The following is a 16,961-nucleotide window of genomic DNA, read 5'->3' on the forward strand; positions in this document are numbered from 1 at the left end:
AGGTTATGTCCCAATTACGTGTTGCATGGGGCGCCCCAGCGCCTCATGCAAACATGTTTTGATATTTACGCCTTTTCCGTAACGCTCCAGCATCCGGCGCCAACCCAAGTAGTTCTTCAGGTAGTGCGTCGCCACGCCATGGAACCGCTCCATCCACTCTTTCAACCGATGGTGATATCCGTTCACATGCTGGATGTGATACGCACCGACTACCCGTTCGCCTTGACGATTGCGCACCACCTGATGGGTTATACCCTGTTCCTTGCTGAAACAGGCATACACACCCGCCCCATCGCTACACAGCACCGCATCCGGTGACACCAACGGCTTCAACACTGCGATGACCGTATCGGCATTTATTTTCTCCAACTGGAAATCCGCATGGTGGCCTGCACGGTCTTGTACCACCATCACCGGGATGTAATCTGGCCCGGTTCCACGAGTTCGACCTTTACCACCGCGATGACGTGGTGGACGCGGCAGTCCCCGCTGCCCCTTGAACGATTCAAGGAAGAAGGTCTCATCCACCTCAACAATGCCCTCTTCCCGGGTGGCCTGATGGGTTGCCATCGCGCGCAAGAATCGGTGACGCCAGAGGAACGCGGTGTTTTTGCTGACCCCACAGCGCCGCGCGGCCTGGCGGACAGTCAGTCCTTCGATGAGAGCTTGCGCGTAGTCTTCCCAGCACTGTGCTTTACGCAATCTGGCCAAGGGCGTCTTGGTCAGAACGGTGCTGGTGCGCAGACACAGTTTGCAACGGTAGCGGCGCAGTCCCCGACTCCATCCCCAAGGCGCCAGCTGGGTAACATCGGCCTGACAATGGGGGCAGCCACTGCATGCCGGTAACTGAGTATTGAGCGAGGTAATGGTGTGGGGTGCAGTAAGCTCCTGCTGAGCAACACGGCGCTGGCGCAGGGTTAACTGGGGAAAAAGGGACAACAGGTGTTGAAAGGCTGGGGTATCCATGATGGTAGACCTCAAGGTGATGGCCTACTTCAAGATTAGCCTTTCAACACGTAATTGGGACAGAGCCATAAAAAACCGGGCTATCGAGCCCGGTTCAAGTGAGGTTGGAAAAACAGTCCGTACTGCGAGCCGTTTGTCCAGCCTGACTCAGATATCGATCCGGCGAGCTTGCCAGAACTTGTTGCGCCAATATTGGCTATCCAACTTGGAACGCGTCACACCGGCTCGAGTCGAGGCGTGGATGAATTCACCATTGCCAACATAGATACCAACGTGGTTGAGACGACGATTGATTTTGAAGAAGACCAAGTCACCCTCGACCAGATCCTGCTTGGAAACGCGCGTCCCTTCATGGACTTGGGAGCGGGTATCGCGGGGTAATTCGATACCGACGGCATTGCGGAACACTTCACGGGCAAAGGCGGAACAATCGATACCGCGCTGGCTGCTGCCACCCATCCGGTACGGAACACCACGCCACTCTTTATATACAGTCAGGATTTCATTCACATCAGGTGTCTGGGAAGCTTCCGGTTCGATGACAGGTTCAACCATGGAAACTTCGATCTTGCTCGCGACCTCGGGTTGGGGTGCCGAGGCACAACCCACCATTCCGAGCGCGACCAGCAGTAGCATCAGGTGGCGCAATCCTTTATCCCCGCTAAATAGTAAATCTTGTTAAAATACGGCCCCAAAGGGCAATTTATAAGGCAACAGCACCCGACTATATCCAAGAATTCTATCGAGGCAAGTGAAAATCCCTATCAAGCTCACATTTTTGCAAGGAAATGCACGATTTTTCATAATTAATGTGATCATGCCCAAACAATATACAATCGCAAAAAGAGCCTTGGGCCTCCTAGATAACTGGCTTTTATCCCTGCTTCAGCACCTTTTTAAAGTGAAAAATCATGATCGAAACCGATCTTTTTTTGTTAAAACCGGCCAGGGTATGCCAGGAACTGCTTGCTCAATTGCCTGAATGGCTGTCAACCGATGAGCAACATATCTGGCAAGCCATGACCCATCCTGAACGGCGTCAGGAATATCTGGTGAGCCGCGCCCTGCTGCGCCAGCTATTGGCTGAGCGGCTGCAACAACCTGCCGCCAGTCTGCAATTTTGCAACGGCCCCCACGGCAAGCCCGGACTGCATGATGATGCTTGGCAGTTCAATCTGAGCCACAGTGGCAGCTGGCTGGTGTTGGCGCTCTGCCCGCAGGGGCCGCTTGGAGTGGATATCGAACTGGGCAAACGGCGGCATCATCCCCTCCCCCTGGCCCGCCGCTTTTATGCACAGAGTGAATATGAGTGGCTCTGCGCACAGCCTGCTCAAGAGCAGGAGAGCGCCTTCTACCGGCTCTGGTCACGCAAGGAGGCGGTACTGAAAGCCCACGGTGGCGGCATAGCGGCGGGGCTGGAGAAGGTACGATTTATCCCGGAGGAAGGATGGCGACTCGACAACCGGCTCGATGAGACCCCTTATCAGGTACAGGATTGGCCCTTTGCCAGCGGCTGGCTCAGCCTCGCAGCGGCGGCAGCCCCTGTGACCTTTTACCGGCTGGATGAGCGCTTGAATTGCCACTCGCTTAACCCCATGTTACTCAACACCCTTTCTGAAGAGTCCAACTCATGATCGTCGACATTACTCCCCAGAATTTTCACGCTGAACTTATCGATGCGTCCATGAAGAAGCCGGTCGTCATCTATTTCCATGCTCCGCAGATGCCGGAGTGCCAGGGGATGACACCGCTGATCGAATCACTGGTTGGGCCCGCCAATGAGCAGGTCACCCTGGCCAAGGTGGATATGAACGATCCCCAGTTGCAGCCGCTGGCCAGTCAGCTCGGCCTGCGCGCCCTGCCCGCATTGGTGCTGTTCCATCAGGGTCGCCCTGACGAACAGGGGATCATCGAAGGGCCGCAGGATGAAACCACCCTGCGCCAGTATTTCGCCGCCTTCGCCCCCAAAGAAGAGGAAGAGTTGCTGGCCAAGGGGCAACAAGCACTGGCTGACGAGCAGCCCAGCATCGCCTATGCCCATCTGACCAAGGCACACCAGCTGGCTCCTGAACGCCACGACATCAGCCTGTGGCTCATTCAAGCTGCGCTCGACCTCAACCTGCTGGATGAAGCACAGGAGCGCCTCGGCACCATCCCGATGGCGGCGCAGGACAGCCACTTCCATACCCTGAGCTCACGACTGGCGCTGGCCCTGCAAGCAGCAGACAGCCCGGAACTGCGCGCGCTGGAAGCCCGTCATACAGAACAGCCTGATGATTTTGCCCTGACTCAGGAGCTGGCGGTGCAATACAACCAGGCTGGTCGTCAGGAAGAGGCGTTGGGACTGCTGCTGGAGATCCTCAAGCGGGATTTGGCATTCGGCGATGCCAGAAAGACCTATCTCGATATTCTGGCGACCATGGGAAGCACTCCGGCGGCGCAGAGCTACCGTCGCAAACTCTATAGTCTGCTCTACTGAGCGGAATCGAACTGGCTGGTAATGATGGGGGAGTGTCGGGAGACCGGCATGACCTCATGGGTCAAGTACGAAGAAGGTATTGTGGGAATAAGGTGCTGTGGGAATAGTGGAGATACGGTGAATTTCAGGCAAAAAAAAATGGCGCAAAACTGCGCCATTTTTTTCGCATGGATTACTTCTTGTAGGAAGTAGCCATGTTGTCGATGCGCTGGTTAGCACGCATAGCTTCTTGCTTGGCTTCGGCAACATCAGCAGCGATTTTGGACTGATCAGCACGAACTGCGCTAACATCTTGAGCCAGTTGGTCAACTTTGTTAGACAGATTCTGAACGGAAGTTTCCAGTTCGCTGGTGTTTGCACAACCGCCCAGCAGAGCGGACAGACCAACAACACCTACCAACAACAATTTTTTCATTTTTAAAGCTCCCTTGAACTCGCCAGACGTTTAGCAAGCGGCGTGATTATGGCACAAAAAAATCCTACTTTGCATAGTCCCCACCACAGATAAATGCATTAAAACCCTCATTTTTTTTTGAATGAACAGTTTTTGTCCAGATTCGTCTAAAAAATGAGTGCCGTGTGGTGGGGGCACGGACAAAGGTTAACCAAATTTTTGTCTTATTACAATTTCGTATGAGGCTCAGGCTGTACGTTCTGACAACAATTGACGATATTGCACCAGATCCTCGATGGTCAGCACTGGCATACGGTGCTTGCGACCGAACGCAACCAGATCTGGCAGACGCGCCATCGAGCCATCTTCTTTGGTCAATTCACACAACACACCAAACGGTTTGAGGCCGGCCAGCTGCATCAGATCGACCGTCGCTTCGGTATGACCACGGCGGGTAAGCACCCCACCGGTTCGCGCCCGCAGCGGGAAAACATGACCCGGGCGGTGCAGATCTCCCGGTTTGGCACCGTCAGCGATAGCCGCGCGGATGGTGGTGATGCGATCAGCCGCCGAGACACCGGTCGTGACACCCTGCGCCGCTTCGATAGTCACGGTAAAGGCGGTCTGGTAGTGGCTGGAGTTGGCCTCCACCATCATCGGCAGTTCGAGCTGGCGAACCCGCTCGTCGGGCAGGCAGAGGCAGACGATACCGGAGCACTCGCGGATCATCATCGCCATCTGTTCATTGGTCATGGATTCGGCGGCGAAAATGAGGTCGCCCTCGTTCTCCCGATCTTCATCGTCGGCCACCAGCACGCCGCCTCCGGCACGCAAGGCAAACAGAGCCGCTTCGACACGGGCAACGGGATCACCGAATTCACTGAGTAGAGACTGATTCATGGTAAAACTCCTAAACAAGACAAGGACCAGAATCAGGGCATGGAAAGGCAGACAGAGATGGGCATGCAGCGGCCAGCCCACAAGGGCCAACGCGGCAAGGTCTGTCTTATCCTCTTTCATCCGGACTATGACCGTCGGCTCCGGCATCTCACCGGATCTGCTGACCCCGACCTGGCAATCAGCCAAGTCGGGCGCTCGCGGGCTCCCCGAGTCAATCGGGATACCGCCGGTGGGGAATTGCACCCCGCCCTGAGAATAAGCGCAGACAGCCTAAAGAAAAACGGTTGCAGATACCAGCCAAAATCCCCCGCAGGCTGAAAAGCGTTTCAACATTGCGCCCGGGATCCCGCTCTGCGGCCTGCTCGCCAGCGCGAGAGGCTATGACTGGCGAATTTCTTTATGGCGCGGATCGGTTTATGGCATAGTTCCCGAAACCAAAAAACAGGGCCCGAAAAGAGAGCCTGAACAACGCTGCCGGCGCAGACAGCAGCGCCAACACCACAAACGGAAAATGACAGAGATGGAAAAGAAAATACTGCTCACGGATTGCCCGGATGCCAAAGGGCTCATCGCCAAGATCACCAACATCTGCTATAAGCACCAGCTCAACATCATCAAGAACGATGAGTTTGTGGATCACGAGAATGGCCGCTTCTTTATGCGTACCGAGCTGGAGGGACGCTTCAACGACGAGACTCTGCTGGCCGACCTCGATGATGCCCTGCCCACCGGTGCCCAACGCCGTCTGGTCAAGGCGGGCAAGAAGCGCATCGTCATCCTGGTTACCAAGGAGACCCACTGCCTCGGCGATATTCTGATGAAGAACTACGCGGGCGCGCTGGATATGGATATCGTCGCGGTAATCGGTAACTACGACACCCTGGCCGAGCTCACCGGCAAGTTCGATATCCCGTTCCACACCGTCAGTCACGAGGGGCTGAGCCGGACAGAGCATGAGGAACAGGTACGCGCCATCATCGACGGCTATGAGCCTGACTATGTGATCCTGGCCAAGTACATGCGGGTACTGACCCCGAGCTTCGTCGAGGCCTATCCGCGCAAGATCCTCAACATCCACCACTCCTTCCTGCCCGCCTTCATCGGTGCCCGCCCCTACCGGCAGGCGTTCGACCGTGGCGTAAAGCTGATCGGCGCCACCGCCCACTTCGTGACCGACGATCTGGATGAAGGCCCCATCGTCGAACAGGACGTGATCCACGTCGGTCACACCTTCAGTGCGGACGACATGGCCAAGGCGGGTCGGGATGTGGAGAAATCGGTGCTGAGCCGCGCGCTGGAGCTGGTACTGAACGAGCGGGTGTTCGTCTACGGCAACAAAACGGTGGTCTTCAAGTAATCCGCCCACACGACTCGTATGCAAACGCCAGAAACAACAACGGCTCCCGCGGGAGCCGTTGTTGTTTCTGCGCCGAGTGTCAGAGCGGCAGATCGTTTACCGTCACCGCGCCCTTCTCCAGCTTCAGCTCGGAGGTCAGCGCTTGCTTGTCGGCCTTCAGATAACCCATCAGGGTCAGCTGATCGAGCATGGGGGCCAGTTGCGGCACCGCCTTGCCCAACTTGTCGCTGAGGCTGGCATGCAGCACGCCGGAGAGGGCCTGCATTCCCGCGTCGCTGTTGAACAGCTGCTCCAGCGAGGTGGAGGCCAGCTTCACGTCCCCCTTCATGGTCACCGCCTCACCATTGAGCTTGGTGCTGAGATCGGCCAGTTCAAGGGTCGCGCCACGTTTGAGCATCTTGTCCAGCGCCTGCTGGATGGCGGCATCTTCAACTCCCTTGCCACCGGCAGCCTGCAGCCCCTGATACCCTTCCAGATCCAGACCGTTGAGGTTGAGCGCCAACTTGCTGTCGGTCACCGCCAGGGTGTCGGTCTCGTTCTCCAGATCCAGCTTGGCAATTTTCATCTGATAACTGCTGGAGAGGGTCTGGGCATCATCACCAGTCAGCTGAGTCTCGGTAGTCATCCCCTGCAGGGCAACCTTGACGCTGTCAGGAAGTTGTACCGTGAGGGCCGAGAGGGTCATCTCGCTCTGGGGCGAGAGGAGCACACCGCTGATCTCGGCAATGTCGGCACTCCCTTTCAGATCGGCCAGCACCAAGTCCATCTTGCTCTGCTCTTCATGGACCGTCATCCCCTGCCAGGTCATGGTGAGGTGACCATTCCCCTCCAGATTGCCGTGGAACTCGCCGCTCAGAGGCAGGAAGCTGAACTCGTCCAGCCCCTGTTTGATCTTGAATTCATTGGCCCAGAAACGGCTGCTGTTACCCTGGGTCCAGAGACTGGTGACCGACTCCAGACCGAGTTCCCACTGCTCCATACCCAGTGCGGTAAAGACCGGAGCCAAAGTGCCGTTATGGGTATCGAGCAGGAAGTGGCTCTTGATATAGAGCGGCAGGATCTGGCTCTTAACCACAAGTTGCAACTCGATGGGCTGACTGCCCTCCAGCTCGCTGTCGATGGCAGCCAGCTCCTCCGGCGTCACCACGACCTTCAGGATCCCGTCACGGGTGAAGAGGTTGCTGCTGCCCGGCTGCCACTGCATGTCGATGCCAGTCTCTTGCTCTACCTTGGCGATTTGCTCCGCCATGATGTTGTCGAAGCTGTTGCCCGTGTACCAGCACGCAGCCAGACCACCACCTACCAGTGCCGCACCCACGGCGAGGGCCACTATCTTTTTCATATATCCATGTGTCTCCAGGGAGTTGTCACTGCACTCTACGGGGCGGACTCGGGGCTAGGCAAGTCCAATCAGATGGCGAGTCCACTTTCTTGCGGCTCGCCACAACATCACAGCAAGGGGCTGAAGAGATAGAAGATGTTCTCCATCGCCTTCTTGTACCAAGGGCGGGCCTGCCATTGGGCCAGGGTCATCGGGGTGGCTTCCGCCATATAGCCCTGTACCAGCCGGGTCATCTGAGCCACGAACGAGGGGTTGTCCACCAACAGGGTCACCTCGAAGTTGAGCCAGAGGCTGCGCCGATCCAGATTGACCGTCCCCACCAGCGCGAAGTCATCATCCACCAGCACGCTCTTGGTATGGAGCAGACCGGCATCGTAGCGGTAGATCTCCACCCCGGCCGCCAGCAGCTCCTCCATAAAGGCGTTGCAGGCGTAATTGGCCATGATGGAGTCGTTGCGTGCCGGCAACACCAGCTGCACCTGCACCCCGCGCGCCGCTGCCGAACTGAGTGCCGCCGCCAGCGGATCGTCGGGTACAAAGTAAGGGGTCGTCAGCACCAGATGGCTGCGCGCCTGATAGATGGCCAGCAGCAGGCTCTGCTGGATGCAGTCGCCGCCGACGAAGGGGCCGGACGGGATCAGCTGGGCGCGGTAGTTGGTCTGGGGCCAGGCCTCCGGCTCATGCTGCAGACTGTCGAGCAGCCGCTCGCCGGTCTCCATCTCCCAGTCCCAGACAAAGATCGACCACATCAGCGGCACCATGGGCCCCTGCACCCGGATCATGATGTCGACCCACTGGCCGACCCCGGCATCCTGTTTGAAGAAACGGGGATCCACCATGTTCATGGAGCCGGTGTACCCCACCCTGTCATCGATCACCACCAGCTTGCGGTGCATCCGCAGATCCTGACGCTGGAACAGAATGCGCCAGGCGCCGACCGGCAGCACCTCCACCAGCTTGACCCCCGCCTTGCGCAGCTTTTTGGGCCAGTGGGAGCGGAAGAACTGCTTGCTGCCCACCGAATCGAGCAGCAAGCGACAATCCACGCCGCGTTGCGCCACTTCAATCAGCGCCTCGCACACCTCGTCGGCATCGCCGCCCGGATGCCAGATATAGAACTCCAGATAGCAGGAGAGCGTCGAGCGACGGATATCCTGGGCAATCTCGCGCAAGATCCAGTCCGGCTTGTTGAGCAAGGTCATGCGGTTGCCTGAGAGCATCGGCATGGCGAGCCGTCCCTGGATGAGATCGTGCAGCGGTTGCGCCTTGGCGCCCACTTCGCAGCAGTGCTGCGGGAACAGACGGGCCAGTTGCCGGATCCAGATGGCATAAGGGCGATACATGGCCTGGGCGCGCTCGGCACGGCGGCGCCCCAGCTTTATTTCACCAAACAACACATAGAAGCCTACCCCGGCAAACGGAATGGCATAGATCAGCGCCAGCCAGGCCAGCGACACCCCAATGGGACGGCGTTTCATCACCACCCGAAACGACACACCGGTGACAATCACGGTATGAAAAAGCAGTAGCAGCCAACCCAGAAAACGGGAAAACAGCAGTTGAAGATCGTGTTCCAGACCGTTAAACAACGGGGACTCCTTCTAATCGACAAACAGCGCGGTGGGCAGATCCCAACCGGCCGGGATGGTATGCTGTAAGGCAAATCCATTCTATCAGGTCGCACGCATGATCCTGCAATCTATGCTGCTCAGCCTGGCCATGCTAGGCCAAGGCTCATATGACATCAATGAGCAACAGATAAACCAGTACCTGCAATCTCAGGTGCAAGTCGACAAACAGCTGGAGCTGCCGGGCATCATCAAGGCCCATGTGACGCTTGAGCAGAGCGATGTCCAGGTCGGTCGCCAACGCCCCGATACCGCCCGGGTCTATGGCAAGGGCAAGCTCAAAATCGCCCTGCCAGACAATACCGAATATGACGCCCGCCTGCAGATGACCTATGAGGCGAGACCCCGCTATGACAAGAGCCAGAGCGCGCTGTTTCTCGATAACATGAAGCTGGTGGAGTACAAGCTGGAGCCGGAGGCGGCCGAGAAAAAATTCGGGCTGATGCTCAACATGCTGCTGCAGAGCATGGAGAAGCGGCTCGAGACCAAACCGGTCTACAAACTCAATGACAAGGATCCGGATCAGGCGTGGCTGAAGGAGAATCTGCTGGGGCTGGAGCTGTCACCGGGCAAGATCCACCTGCTGACCAAACCCCGCTAAACCGCTCAATTCAGGAGGGGCTGGGTGGTATCCCGTACCAGCAGCTCCACCTGATAACCCTGCTGCTGCTGCCGCTCGTAGAGGGAGAAAAGCGACCCGCTCAATTGATTGAGGGGCATATCGGCAAACCCGGCCTTGAGATAGAAAGGCTTCTCGAAGGGCAGCGCCTGACAGACCACAGGTTTGTCCAACAGACCGTGGCAGGCGTGCTGCAACAGCCGAGATCCCAATCCCAGCGACTGGTAATGGGGCAACAGGCGAAAGCCGCACAGATGGTAAAACTCCTCCTCGTCCCGCAGCCGTACCGCCCCCACCAGCCAGTGAGCATCACGCACGACAAAGATCCGCTCGGCCAGATCCGGCACATAGTGGGAAAACGTCGTCTCGTAATAGTCCCTGATAAGGGAGAGGTCGGCGTCGCAGTACTCTTCGAAAGTGAGTTCCATCGCCAGCTTGCTTGTCACAGACAAATCCTTTGATAATCAGTTATTAGTGCCAGATACGGTGCGCTAATCCGACCACATGACGCCAGCACGATAGCATGCCTTTCGTCAACAAAAAAGCGGACGTCGTGGGCAGCTTGCTTACCCGGTGGAAGAGGCCATGACCCACCGCCCGACTGGCAAAACCGTGCTTTATGATGACAATCCTTTATTGCGGCGGATACTTTGATCCCGGTCACCGAATCGGATCATTTGCCCCCTGTTGGCCGCTTGTTCTGCCCTCGTCATGATGCTTTACTCAACATGGTCATCACAAGAAGGAGTATTAGGGTTGAAAGCATGGATGCTGGCAGGCCATATGTTGTTGATCCCTCTGAGCGGATGGAGCCAGACTCCCCCACCCGCGGAGGTGATTTTCCTGACCGCAGCGCCCTCCCCCTTGCGTCCGAGCAAAGATGCCACTCCAGCCTCACAACCCGACACCGCTCAAACAGCAGCAGTCGCCACCAACGGCAAGAAGCAGATCCAGGTCTATAAATCGGTGCAACAGAACGGGGTGGTTCGCTACTCCGATATGGCACCCGAACAGGGCCATTACGAGCTGCTGCTGTTCAACGACTGCTTCGCCTGCGATCCCAAATCCAGCGTCAACTGGCAGACCACAGGGCTGTTTCTCTATGACTATGCCAGCACCATCAAGGCGGCCGCCAAAACCTATCAGGTTGAGCCTGCGCTGATCCGGGCGCTGATCCATGCGGAATCCGCTTTCAATCCGCTGGCGGTCTCCCGCAAGGGGGCGATGGGGCTGACCCAGCTGATGCCCGCCACGGCGCGGGAGTTGGGGGTCGGCAATGCCTTGCTGGCGGAGCCGAATATCTTCGGCGGGGTGAAATACCTGGCGGGACTGCTCAAGCAGTATGATGGCAACGTGGCGCTGGCGACCGCGGCCTACAACGCCGGCGCGGGCGCCGTACAAAAACATGGCGGTATCCCGCCCTATGCGGAAACCCGTGCCTATGTGGAGCGCGTCCAGCTCCTCCACCTGCGCTACAAAGAGATGCTGCAGGCCAAAGGGCTCTGAGGTTAGCCTCGGTTAATGCTCTTTTCTCGCCCCTCCAGAAACAAAAAACACGCCCGCAGGCGTGTCGATACCACACTTTGTTTCGCAAATGATTACTTCTGCTCAGTCGCCACCAGGCGATAAGCCAGCGCACCCAGAATGGCACCGACAATCGGGGCAACCCAGAACAGCCACAGCTGGCTGATAGCCCAGTCACCGACAAACAGCGCAACACCGGTACTGCGGGCCGGGTTGACCGAGGTATTGGTCACCGGAATGCTGACGAGGTGGATCAGGGTCAGGCACAGACCGATGGCGATCGGCGCGAAACCGGCAGGCGCACGGCTATCGGTGGCGCCCATGATGACGAACAGGAAGAAACCGGTCATCACCACTTCACACACCAGTGCGGCAGTCAGGCTATAACCACCCGGAGAGTGCTCGCCGTAGCCGTTGGAAGCAAAACCGGCAGAGAGATCAAACCCGGCCTGACCGCTGGCAATCACGTAAAGCACGGCAGCGGCGGCAATGCCACCCAACACTTGCGCCACGATATAAGGCAGTACACCGGATGCAGGAAAACGGCCACCCGCCCACAGACCGACGGTCACGGCCGGATTGAGGTGGCAACCGGAGATATGGCCGATGGCAAACGCCATGGTCAGCACGGTCAGACCGAAAGCCAGCGAGACCCCCAGCAGACCAATCCCGACGTGAGGAAAGGCCGCAGCCAGCACGGCGCTGCCGCACCCGCCCAATACCAGCCAGAAAGTGCCCATAAACTCAGCAGCAACAGGTTTCACATTATTTCTCCCATTTGAGATAACACCGAACAAGACCCGAGAAGGGCCCATGCTTGAACAAGCGCAGCATTATGGGAGTGTGAGTCCAGATTGCGAACCCGGCAGGCAGAGCTCACTCAATGTGACGTTCGTCACAATTAGTTGATTAGATAAGGGATTTATCATTAAGACAGCTGGCTGCACATCTCATACCCAAGGGCGTCATGCGACAACTTGTGACACCATTTAGCTCGAGTGCTCATCCCTTGAACGATAAAAACAGAGGCGTGGTCAGTCTCCTACAGGGGCAAAACGGCTGACAACCTGCCCCTGATGCTCAATCCACTCCATAAACATGGCGACGGGACGGGCATAGACCTGACCATCCTGCTCGGATTGATAAATGACCAACTGCTCCTGGGTTTCGGTATGCAAAGCCAGGGCAAGCACTTGATAGTAACCCCCCTTGAAGTGGCGATAGCGGCCTGGAACGGGTGCTTGCATGGGAAAACCTCGCAGAAGTGAACACCGATGAGCGAACCACATAAAGATGACACCATGAGTGCCAGTCAACTCATCGAAAAGGGGGACGAAGACGATTTTTTACACAAGCCAATCGTGCCACAGGATCCGGATATTGCAACACAGTCAGGCAGCTTTGTTAATTCGTTCCCCATGTTTCACTAGTTAACCTTGGTTAGCACCAAAGATTGTGCTGAATTTAACGTTCTAGCAACCCTGTTTTAGGGCTAAAAATCAGGGAATTCTTCTAAAAAGAGGATTGTTCTAGCATTCAATTCTGTGAAGAATAGGGGAAAAGAAATTTGATACTAAAAATCGCCTTTTTCGCCAACGCGTCCCTGTGGGGAAGGAATCACACTCACCATGTTCACAATCGACAAGTCGCACAAGCTCGACGATGTCTGCTATGACATCCGCGGCCCGGTGCATAAAGAGGCTCGCCGTCTCGAAGACGAAGGCCACCGCATTCTCAAGCTCAACATCGGCAACCCGGCCCCGTTCGGCTTTGATGCGCCGGAAGAGATCATCAAGGATGTGATCCTCAACATGCCGCTGAGCCAAGGCTACTGCGACTCCAAGGGGCTCTTCTCTGCCCGTAAAGCGGTGATGCAGTACTACCAGCAAAAAGGGATGCGCAAGGTCGATATCGACGATATCTACATAGGCAATGGCGCCAGCGAGCTGATCGTGATGGCGATGCAGGCGCTGCTCAACAATGGCGACGAGATGCTGGTGCCCTCCCCCGACTACCCGCTCTGGACCGCCGCCGTCACTCTCTCCGGTGGCCATGCGGTGCACTATCGCTGCGACGAAGGGGCTGACTGGTACCCGGATCTCGACGATATCCGCGCCCGCATTACCCCGCGCACCCGCGGCCTGGTGCTGATCAACCCCAACAACCCGACCGGTGCCGTCTACGGCAGCGAGTTCCTGCTGGAAGTGATCGAGATTGCCCGCCAGCACAACCTCATCATTTTCGCCGACGAGATCTACGACAAGATCCTCTACGACGATATCTCCCACACCAGCGTCTGCACCCTGTGTGACGATGTGATGGTGGTGACCTTCAACGGCCTCTCCAAGGCCTACCGTGCCTGCGGCTTCCGTCAGGGCTGGATGGTCATCACCGGTCCAAAAGGCCGTGCCCGCGGTTACATTGAAGGGCTGGAGATGCTGGCCTCCATGCGGCTGTGTGCCAACGTGCCGATGCAGCACGCCATCCAGACAGCCCTTGGCGGCTACCAGAGCATCAACGAGCTGATCCTGCCGGGTGGCCGCCTGCGCAAGCAGCGGGACAAGGCGTGGGAGCTCTTGAACGAGATCCCTGGGGTTTCCTGCGTCAAACCCAAGGGAGCGCTCTACATGTTCCCGCGCCTCGACCCCAAGGTGTATGACATCCGCGATGACCAGAAGATGGTGTTCGACCTGCTGCAGCAGGAGAAGCTGCTGCTGGTACAGGGCACCGGTTTCAACTGGCCGGCGCCGGATCACTTCCGGCTGGTGTTCCTGCCCCGCGAAGAGGAGCTGGAGGATGCCATCGGCCGCCTCGCCCGCTTCCTCAAGGGCTACAAACAGTAAGCAAAGCTCATGAAAAAGGCTCCCGCGGGAGCCTTTTGTTATCTGTGGTTTTATTCGTGCCATCAGCCGTGCAGCAGGGCACCGGCCACCAGCACCGCCATGGTGATGAGGGCTACGCCGATGATAAAGGGCAGCACCCAGCGCACAAAGCGATCGTAGGGGATCTTGGCGAGCGCCAGACCTGCCACCAGATGGGCGGCGGTAGGGGCGAACAGGTTGATCCAGCCGGAGGCGGACTGATAGGCGGTGATCACCAGATCCCGGGAGATGCCGGAGAAGTCCGCCAGCGGCCCCATCAGCGGCATGGAGACGGTCGCCAGCCCCGAGGTGGAGGGGATGAAGAAGCTCAGGATGATGTGCACCAGATAGGCCATCAGGATGAAGACCGACGAGGAGAGTCCGGTCACCAGCCCCTCGGCCCAATGCAAAATGGTGTCGATGATGACGCCCTGCTCCATCACCACATAGATGCCGCGCGCCACCGCCACCACCAGTGCCACCCCGATAAGATCCCGAGCGCCGCTCAGGAAAGTCGCCACATAGTTGGACTCCGGCATCCGGTTGAGCAGCGCAATCAGAATGGAAGCGCTGAAAAACAGGGTCGAGAGCTCGTCAAACCACCAGCCAAAGGTGGGCAGCACGTCGATCCCCAAATCCGACCAGGGCACCACCGCATAGATCATCAGCAGGAAGGTGCCGAAGAAGACCAGCATGGTGAGTTTCTGCTTGCCGGTGAAGGCGAGGTTGCCGCTCTTCATCTGGGAGAACTCGTCGTCATAGACGATGTCGGCCAGCACGGAGCGGGACTTGTCCTGCTGCACCTGCTTGGCGTAGCGCATCACGAACCAGGAGGCGAAGATCACCAGCAGCAGCCACTGGATGACCCGCAAACCGATCCCTTCGCCGATGGGGATACCGGCAAAACCGGAGGCGATGCCGGTAGCAAACGGGTTGACGGTGGAGGCGAGCACCCCGACCCCGGAGCCGAGCAGGATAATGCCCGCCGCCACCATGCGATCGAAGCCGGCCGCCATCATGACCGGCACGATCAGCGCCCAGAAGGCCACCGTCTCCTCTGCCATGCCGAAGGTGGAGCCACCGAGGGCAAAGAGAGCGATCAGCACAGGGATAAGCAGCCGCTCACGGCCGGCAAAGCCGCGCACGATGGCTCCCACCCCGGCATCCAGTGCCCCGCTCTGCATGGTCACCGCGAGAAAACCGCCGATGATGAGCACGAACAGCGCCACATCGGCCGCCTTGTGAAAACCCTGGATGGGCGCCTTGAGCACCTCGAATACCCCTTGCGGGTGGGAGGGGAGTTCGGTGTAGCTGCCGGGCACCGGCAACAGCCGCTCGTCGCCGCTGTAATCGGCCACGGCCGCTGCCGCCACCGGCTGCTGGGTCTTGGCGGTGACATAGTCATATTTGCCCGCTGGCAGCACCCAGGTCAGGGCGGCCATCAGGGCGATGATGATGAAAAGCAGGGTATAAACAGTGGGGAGTTGGCGCTTCTTGGGCGCCTCGTTTGGAGTGGTCATAGCTTCCGTACCTCGGCAATGCCGTCATGTGATCCGATCAGCGCAAGACTAGCGGGTTTGATATGGGAAAAAGGTGATCGATGATAATAAAATTCCGCAAACTAGCGGAATGTTTGCCAAAAAAACAGGGCCCCGCGGGGCCCCGTTTTCACTTGAGTCAGACTCAGAGCTCGACCACGTCGAATTTCACATCCGGATTTACATCCGCATCGTAATCGACCTCATCCAGACCGAAACCGAACAGGCGCAGGAACTCCTGCTTGTAGCCGGTGTAATCGGTCAATTCGGAGAGGTTTTCGCTGGTGATGGATGGCCACAGGTCGCGGCAGGTCTGCTGCACATCTTCACGCAGTTCCCAGTCATCCATGCGGATGCGAGCCTGATCGTCCAGCGCCATGTCGGACGCGTAGAGACGGGTGCGCATCATGCGATCTACCTGCTCCATGCAACCCTCGTGAATGCCCTTCTCCTTCATGATCTTGAAAGCCATGGAGATATAGAGCGGCATCACCGGAATGGCGGAAGAAGCCTGGGTCACCACGGATTTGAGCACGGCCACGTGAGCGGTACCGCCCTTGGCAGCCAGATCGCCACGGATGGCTGCAGCGGCGCGGTCCAGATCTTCCTTGGCGCGGCCCAGAGTGCCATGCCAGTAGATTGGCCAAGTCAGATCGGTACCGATGTAGGAGTAAGCCACGGACTTGGCGCCGTCAGCCAGCACGCCTGCATCACGCAGGGCTGCCATCCACAGCTCCCAATCCTGACCGCCCATGACGGTGATGGTGTTCTGGATCTCTTCCTCGTTCGCCGGCTCGACGGTGGCGGTGATGATCTGATCCTTGTTGGTATCGATGGCGGTGGTGGTGTAGACCTCACCGATGGGCTTGAGGGCAGAGCGCACCACTTCGCCGGTTTCCGGCATCTTGCGCACCGGAGAGGCCAGGGAGTAGACAACCAGATCGATTTGACCCAGATCCTGCTTGATAAGCTCGATCACCTTGGCGCGGCACTCGTTGGAGAAGGCATCGCCGTTGACGCTCTTGGCGTAGAGGCCCGCCTCTTTGGCTGCCTTGTCGAAGGCGGCAGAGTTGTACCAGCCAGCGGTACCGGTCTTGGACTCGGTGCCCGCTTTTTCAAAGAAGACGCCGAGGGTGGCGGCACCGCTACCGAAGGCAGCCGCAATCCGGGAGGCCAGGCCATAACCGGTAGAAGCGCCGATCACCAGCACCTTCTTGGGACCATTCTCGATGGTGCCCTTGGCCTTGGTATAAGCGATCTGGCGACGAACATTGGCTTCACAACCGACCGGATGAGTGGTGGTGCAGATAAAGCCGCGAACCTTGGGTTTGATGATCATATGGGGTCTCGGAT

Annotated in this window: 17 protein-coding genes and 1 riboswitch; of the genes, 6 read left to right on the forward strand and 11 right to left on the reverse strand. The window is 57.9% G+C overall.

Annotated elements, in window-relative coordinates:
• Nucleotides 1–3: 3 nt before the first annotated feature.
• Entirely contained in the window at nt 4–966 is a 963-nt protein-coding gene (locus AB5Y73_RS19770) for an IS1595 family transposase (RefSeq protein ID WP_279499216.1), read from the reverse strand.
• Nucleotides 967–1,113: 147 nt separating this feature from the next.
• The gene (locus tag AB5Y73_RS19775; protein WP_005334331.1) at nt 1,114–1,602 is read right to left on the reverse strand and encodes a C40 family peptidase; all 489 of its coding nucleotides are present in this window, start codon (nt 1,600–1,602) and stop codon (nt 1,114–1,116) included.
• Between the two features lie 275 nt (nt 1,603–1,877).
• Between AB5Y73_RS19775 and AB5Y73_RS19780 the strand changes: the two genes are divergently transcribed.
• A complete protein-coding gene (locus tag AB5Y73_RS19780) occupies nt 1,878–2,600 on the forward strand; it encodes a 4'-phosphopantetheinyl transferase superfamily protein (RefSeq protein ID WP_107685116.1) in 723 nt (240 codons plus the stop codon).
• Entirely contained in the window at nt 2,597–3,445 is an 849-nt protein-coding gene (locus AB5Y73_RS19785) for a tetratricopeptide repeat protein (RefSeq protein WP_107685115.1), read from the forward strand. The genes AB5Y73_RS19780 and AB5Y73_RS19785 overlap by 4 nt, the downstream gene beginning before the upstream one ends.
• 172 nt (nt 3,446–3,617) lie before the next feature.
• Here the strand turns inward: AB5Y73_RS19785 and AB5Y73_RS19790 are convergent, their stop codons facing one another.
• On the reverse strand, nt 3,618–3,860 hold the full coding sequence (locus AB5Y73_RS19790) for an Lpp/OprI family alanine-zipper lipoprotein (RefSeq protein ID WP_005334342.1): 243 nt from the start codon (nt 3,858–3,860) through the stop codon (nt 3,618–3,620).
• Nucleotides 3,861–4,085: 225 nt separating this feature from the next.
• Nucleotides 4,086–4,739, reverse strand: a complete 654-nt coding sequence (gene ribB, locus AB5Y73_RS19795) for a 3,4-dihydroxy-2-butanone-4-phosphate synthase (RefSeq protein WP_107685114.1) — start codon at nt 4,737–4,739, stop codon at nt 4,086–4,088.
• Nucleotides 4,740–4,843: 104 nt separating this feature from the next.
• A riboswitch (FMN riboswitch) is annotated at nt 4,844–5,000 on the reverse strand.
• 259 nt (nt 5,001–5,259) lie between these two features.
• On the opposite strand from ribB, the gene purU reads away from it, so the two are divergent.
• Entirely contained in the window at nt 5,260–6,096 is an 837-nt protein-coding gene (gene purU, locus AB5Y73_RS19800; protein WP_107685113.1) for a formyltetrahydrofolate deformylase, read from the forward strand.
• Between the two features lie 79 nt (nt 6,097–6,175).
• Here purU and AB5Y73_RS19805 read toward each other — a convergent pair whose 3' ends face one another.
• Together AB5Y73_RS19805 and cls are read right to left on the reverse strand one after the other, a co-directional pair.
• Complete coding sequence (locus AB5Y73_RS19805; protein ID WP_076495198.1) at nt 6,176–7,438, reverse strand: DUF945 family protein; 1,263 nt, start codon at nt 7,436–7,438, stop codon at nt 6,176–6,178.
• A 107-nt stretch (nt 7,439–7,545) separates the two neighbouring features.
• Entirely contained in the window at nt 7,546–9,027 is a 1,482-nt protein-coding gene (gene cls, locus AB5Y73_RS19810; RefSeq protein ID WP_005361740.1) for a cardiolipin synthase, read from the reverse strand.
• Between the two features lie 97 nt (nt 9,028–9,124).
• Between cls and AB5Y73_RS19815 the strand changes: the two genes are divergently transcribed.
• Entirely contained in the window at nt 9,125–9,667 is a 543-nt protein-coding gene (locus AB5Y73_RS19815) for a DUF1439 domain-containing protein (RefSeq protein ID WP_162504396.1), read from the forward strand.
• A 5-nt stretch (nt 9,668–9,672) separates the two neighbouring features.
• On the opposite strand, the gene AB5Y73_RS19820 is transcribed toward AB5Y73_RS19815, so the two are convergent.
• Nucleotides 9,673–10,113: a GNAT family N-acetyltransferase gene (locus AB5Y73_RS19820; RefSeq protein ID WP_041980377.1), complete on the reverse strand. Its 441-nt coding sequence runs from the start codon at nt 10,111–10,113 to the stop codon at nt 9,673–9,675.
• A gap of 340 nt (nt 10,114–10,453) precedes the next feature.
• Here AB5Y73_RS19820 and AB5Y73_RS19825 point away from each other — a divergent pair, with 340 nt between their 5' ends.
• On the forward strand, nt 10,454–11,191 hold the full coding sequence (locus AB5Y73_RS19825) for a lytic transglycosylase domain-containing protein (RefSeq protein ID WP_162895463.1): 738 nt from the start codon (nt 10,454–10,456) through the stop codon (nt 11,189–11,191).
• 92 nt (nt 11,192–11,283) lie between these two features.
• Here the strand turns inward: AB5Y73_RS19825 and aqpZ are convergent, their stop codons facing one another.
• Nucleotides 11,284–11,973 carry an aquaporin Z gene (gene aqpZ, locus AB5Y73_RS19830; protein WP_005361747.1) on the reverse strand — a complete coding sequence of 230 codons (690 nt, stop codon included), beginning with the start codon at nt 11,971–11,973 and terminating at the stop codon, nt 11,284–11,286.
• 270 nt (nt 11,974–12,243) lie between these two features.
• Entirely contained in the window at nt 12,244–12,456 is a 213-nt protein-coding gene (locus AB5Y73_RS19835; RefSeq protein ID WP_107685111.1) for a DUF1653 domain-containing protein, read from the reverse strand.
• A 381-nt stretch (nt 12,457–12,837) separates the two neighbouring features.
• On the opposite strand from AB5Y73_RS19835, the gene AB5Y73_RS19840 reads away from it, so the two are divergent.
• Nucleotides 12,838–14,052, forward strand: coding sequence for a pyridoxal phosphate-dependent aminotransferase (locus AB5Y73_RS19840; protein WP_005334367.1), 1,215 nt, complete (start codon nt 12,838–12,840; stop codon nt 14,050–14,052).
• A gap of 62 nt (nt 14,053–14,114) precedes the next feature.
• Here AB5Y73_RS19840 and AB5Y73_RS19845 read toward each other — a convergent pair whose 3' ends face one another.
• Nucleotides 14,115–15,590: a YfcC family protein gene (locus AB5Y73_RS19845; protein WP_107685110.1), complete on the reverse strand. Its 1,476-nt coding sequence runs from the start codon at nt 15,588–15,590 to the stop codon at nt 14,115–14,117.
• 163 nt (nt 15,591–15,753) lie between these two features.
• Nucleotides 15,754–16,947, reverse strand: coding sequence for an enoyl-ACP reductase FabV (gene fabV / locus AB5Y73_RS19850; protein WP_005361765.1), 1,194 nt, complete (start codon nt 16,945–16,947; stop codon nt 15,754–15,756).
• Between the last annotated feature and the right edge of the window lie 14 nt (nt 16,948–16,961).

Source organism: Aeromonas sp. s7(2024), from assembly GCF_040907825.1.
Classification (GTDB): domain Bacteria; phylum Pseudomonadota; class Gammaproteobacteria; order Enterobacterales; family Aeromonadaceae; genus Aeromonas; species Aeromonas veronii.

Excerpts from the sequence above, each read along its gene's own strand:
- AB5Y73_RS19770 (WP_279499216.1), bottom strand. The coding sequence starts at position 966 with ATGGATACCCCAGCCTTTCAACACCTGTTGTCCCTTTTTCCCCAGTTA.
- AB5Y73_RS19775 (WP_005334331.1), bottom strand. The coding sequence starts at position 1,602 with ATGCTACTGCTGGTCGCGCTCGGAATGGTGGGTTGTGCCTCGGCACCC.
- AB5Y73_RS19780 (WP_107685116.1), top strand. The coding sequence starts at position 1,878 with ATGATCGAAACCGATCTTTTTTTGTTAAAACCGGCCAGGGTATGCCAG.
- AB5Y73_RS19785 (WP_107685115.1), top strand. The coding sequence starts at position 2,597 with ATGATCGTCGACATTACTCCCCAGAATTTTCACGCTGAACTTATCGAT.
- AB5Y73_RS19790 (WP_005334342.1), bottom strand. The coding sequence starts at position 3,860 with ATGAAAAAATTGTTGTTGGTAGGTGTTGTTGGTCTGTCCGCTCTGCTG.
- ribB (WP_107685114.1), bottom strand. The coding sequence starts at position 4,739 with ATGAATCAGTCTCTACTCAGTGAATTCGGTGATCCCGTTGCCCGTGTC.
- purU (WP_107685113.1), top strand. The coding sequence starts at position 5,260 with ATGGAAAAGAAAATACTGCTCACGGATTGCCCGGATGCCAAAGGGCTC.
- AB5Y73_RS19805 (WP_076495198.1), bottom strand. The coding sequence starts at position 7,438 with ATGAAAAAGATAGTGGCCCTCGCCGTGGGTGCGGCACTGGTAGGTGGT.
- AB5Y73_RS19815 (WP_162504396.1), top strand. The coding sequence starts at position 9,125 with ATGATCCTGCAATCTATGCTGCTCAGCCTGGCCATGCTAGGCCAAGGC.
- AB5Y73_RS19820 (WP_041980377.1), bottom strand. The coding sequence starts at position 10,113 with ATGGAACTCACTTTCGAAGAGTACTGCGACGCCGACCTCTCCCTTATC.
- AB5Y73_RS19825 (WP_162895463.1), top strand. The coding sequence starts at position 10,454 with ATGCTGGCAGGCCATATGTTGTTGATCCCTCTGAGCGGATGGAGCCAG.
- AB5Y73_RS19835 (WP_107685111.1), bottom strand. The coding sequence starts at position 12,456 with ATGCAAGCACCCGTTCCAGGCCGCTATCGCCACTTCAAGGGGGGTTAC.
- AB5Y73_RS19840 (WP_005334367.1), top strand. The coding sequence starts at position 12,838 with ATGTTCACAATCGACAAGTCGCACAAGCTCGACGATGTCTGCTATGAC.
- AB5Y73_RS19845 (WP_107685110.1), bottom strand. The coding sequence starts at position 15,590 with ATGACCACTCCAAACGAGGCGCCCAAGAAGCGCCAACTCCCCACTGTT.
- fabV (WP_005361765.1), bottom strand. The coding sequence starts at position 16,947 with ATGATCATCAAACCCAAGGTTCGCGGCTTTATCTGCACCACCACTCAT.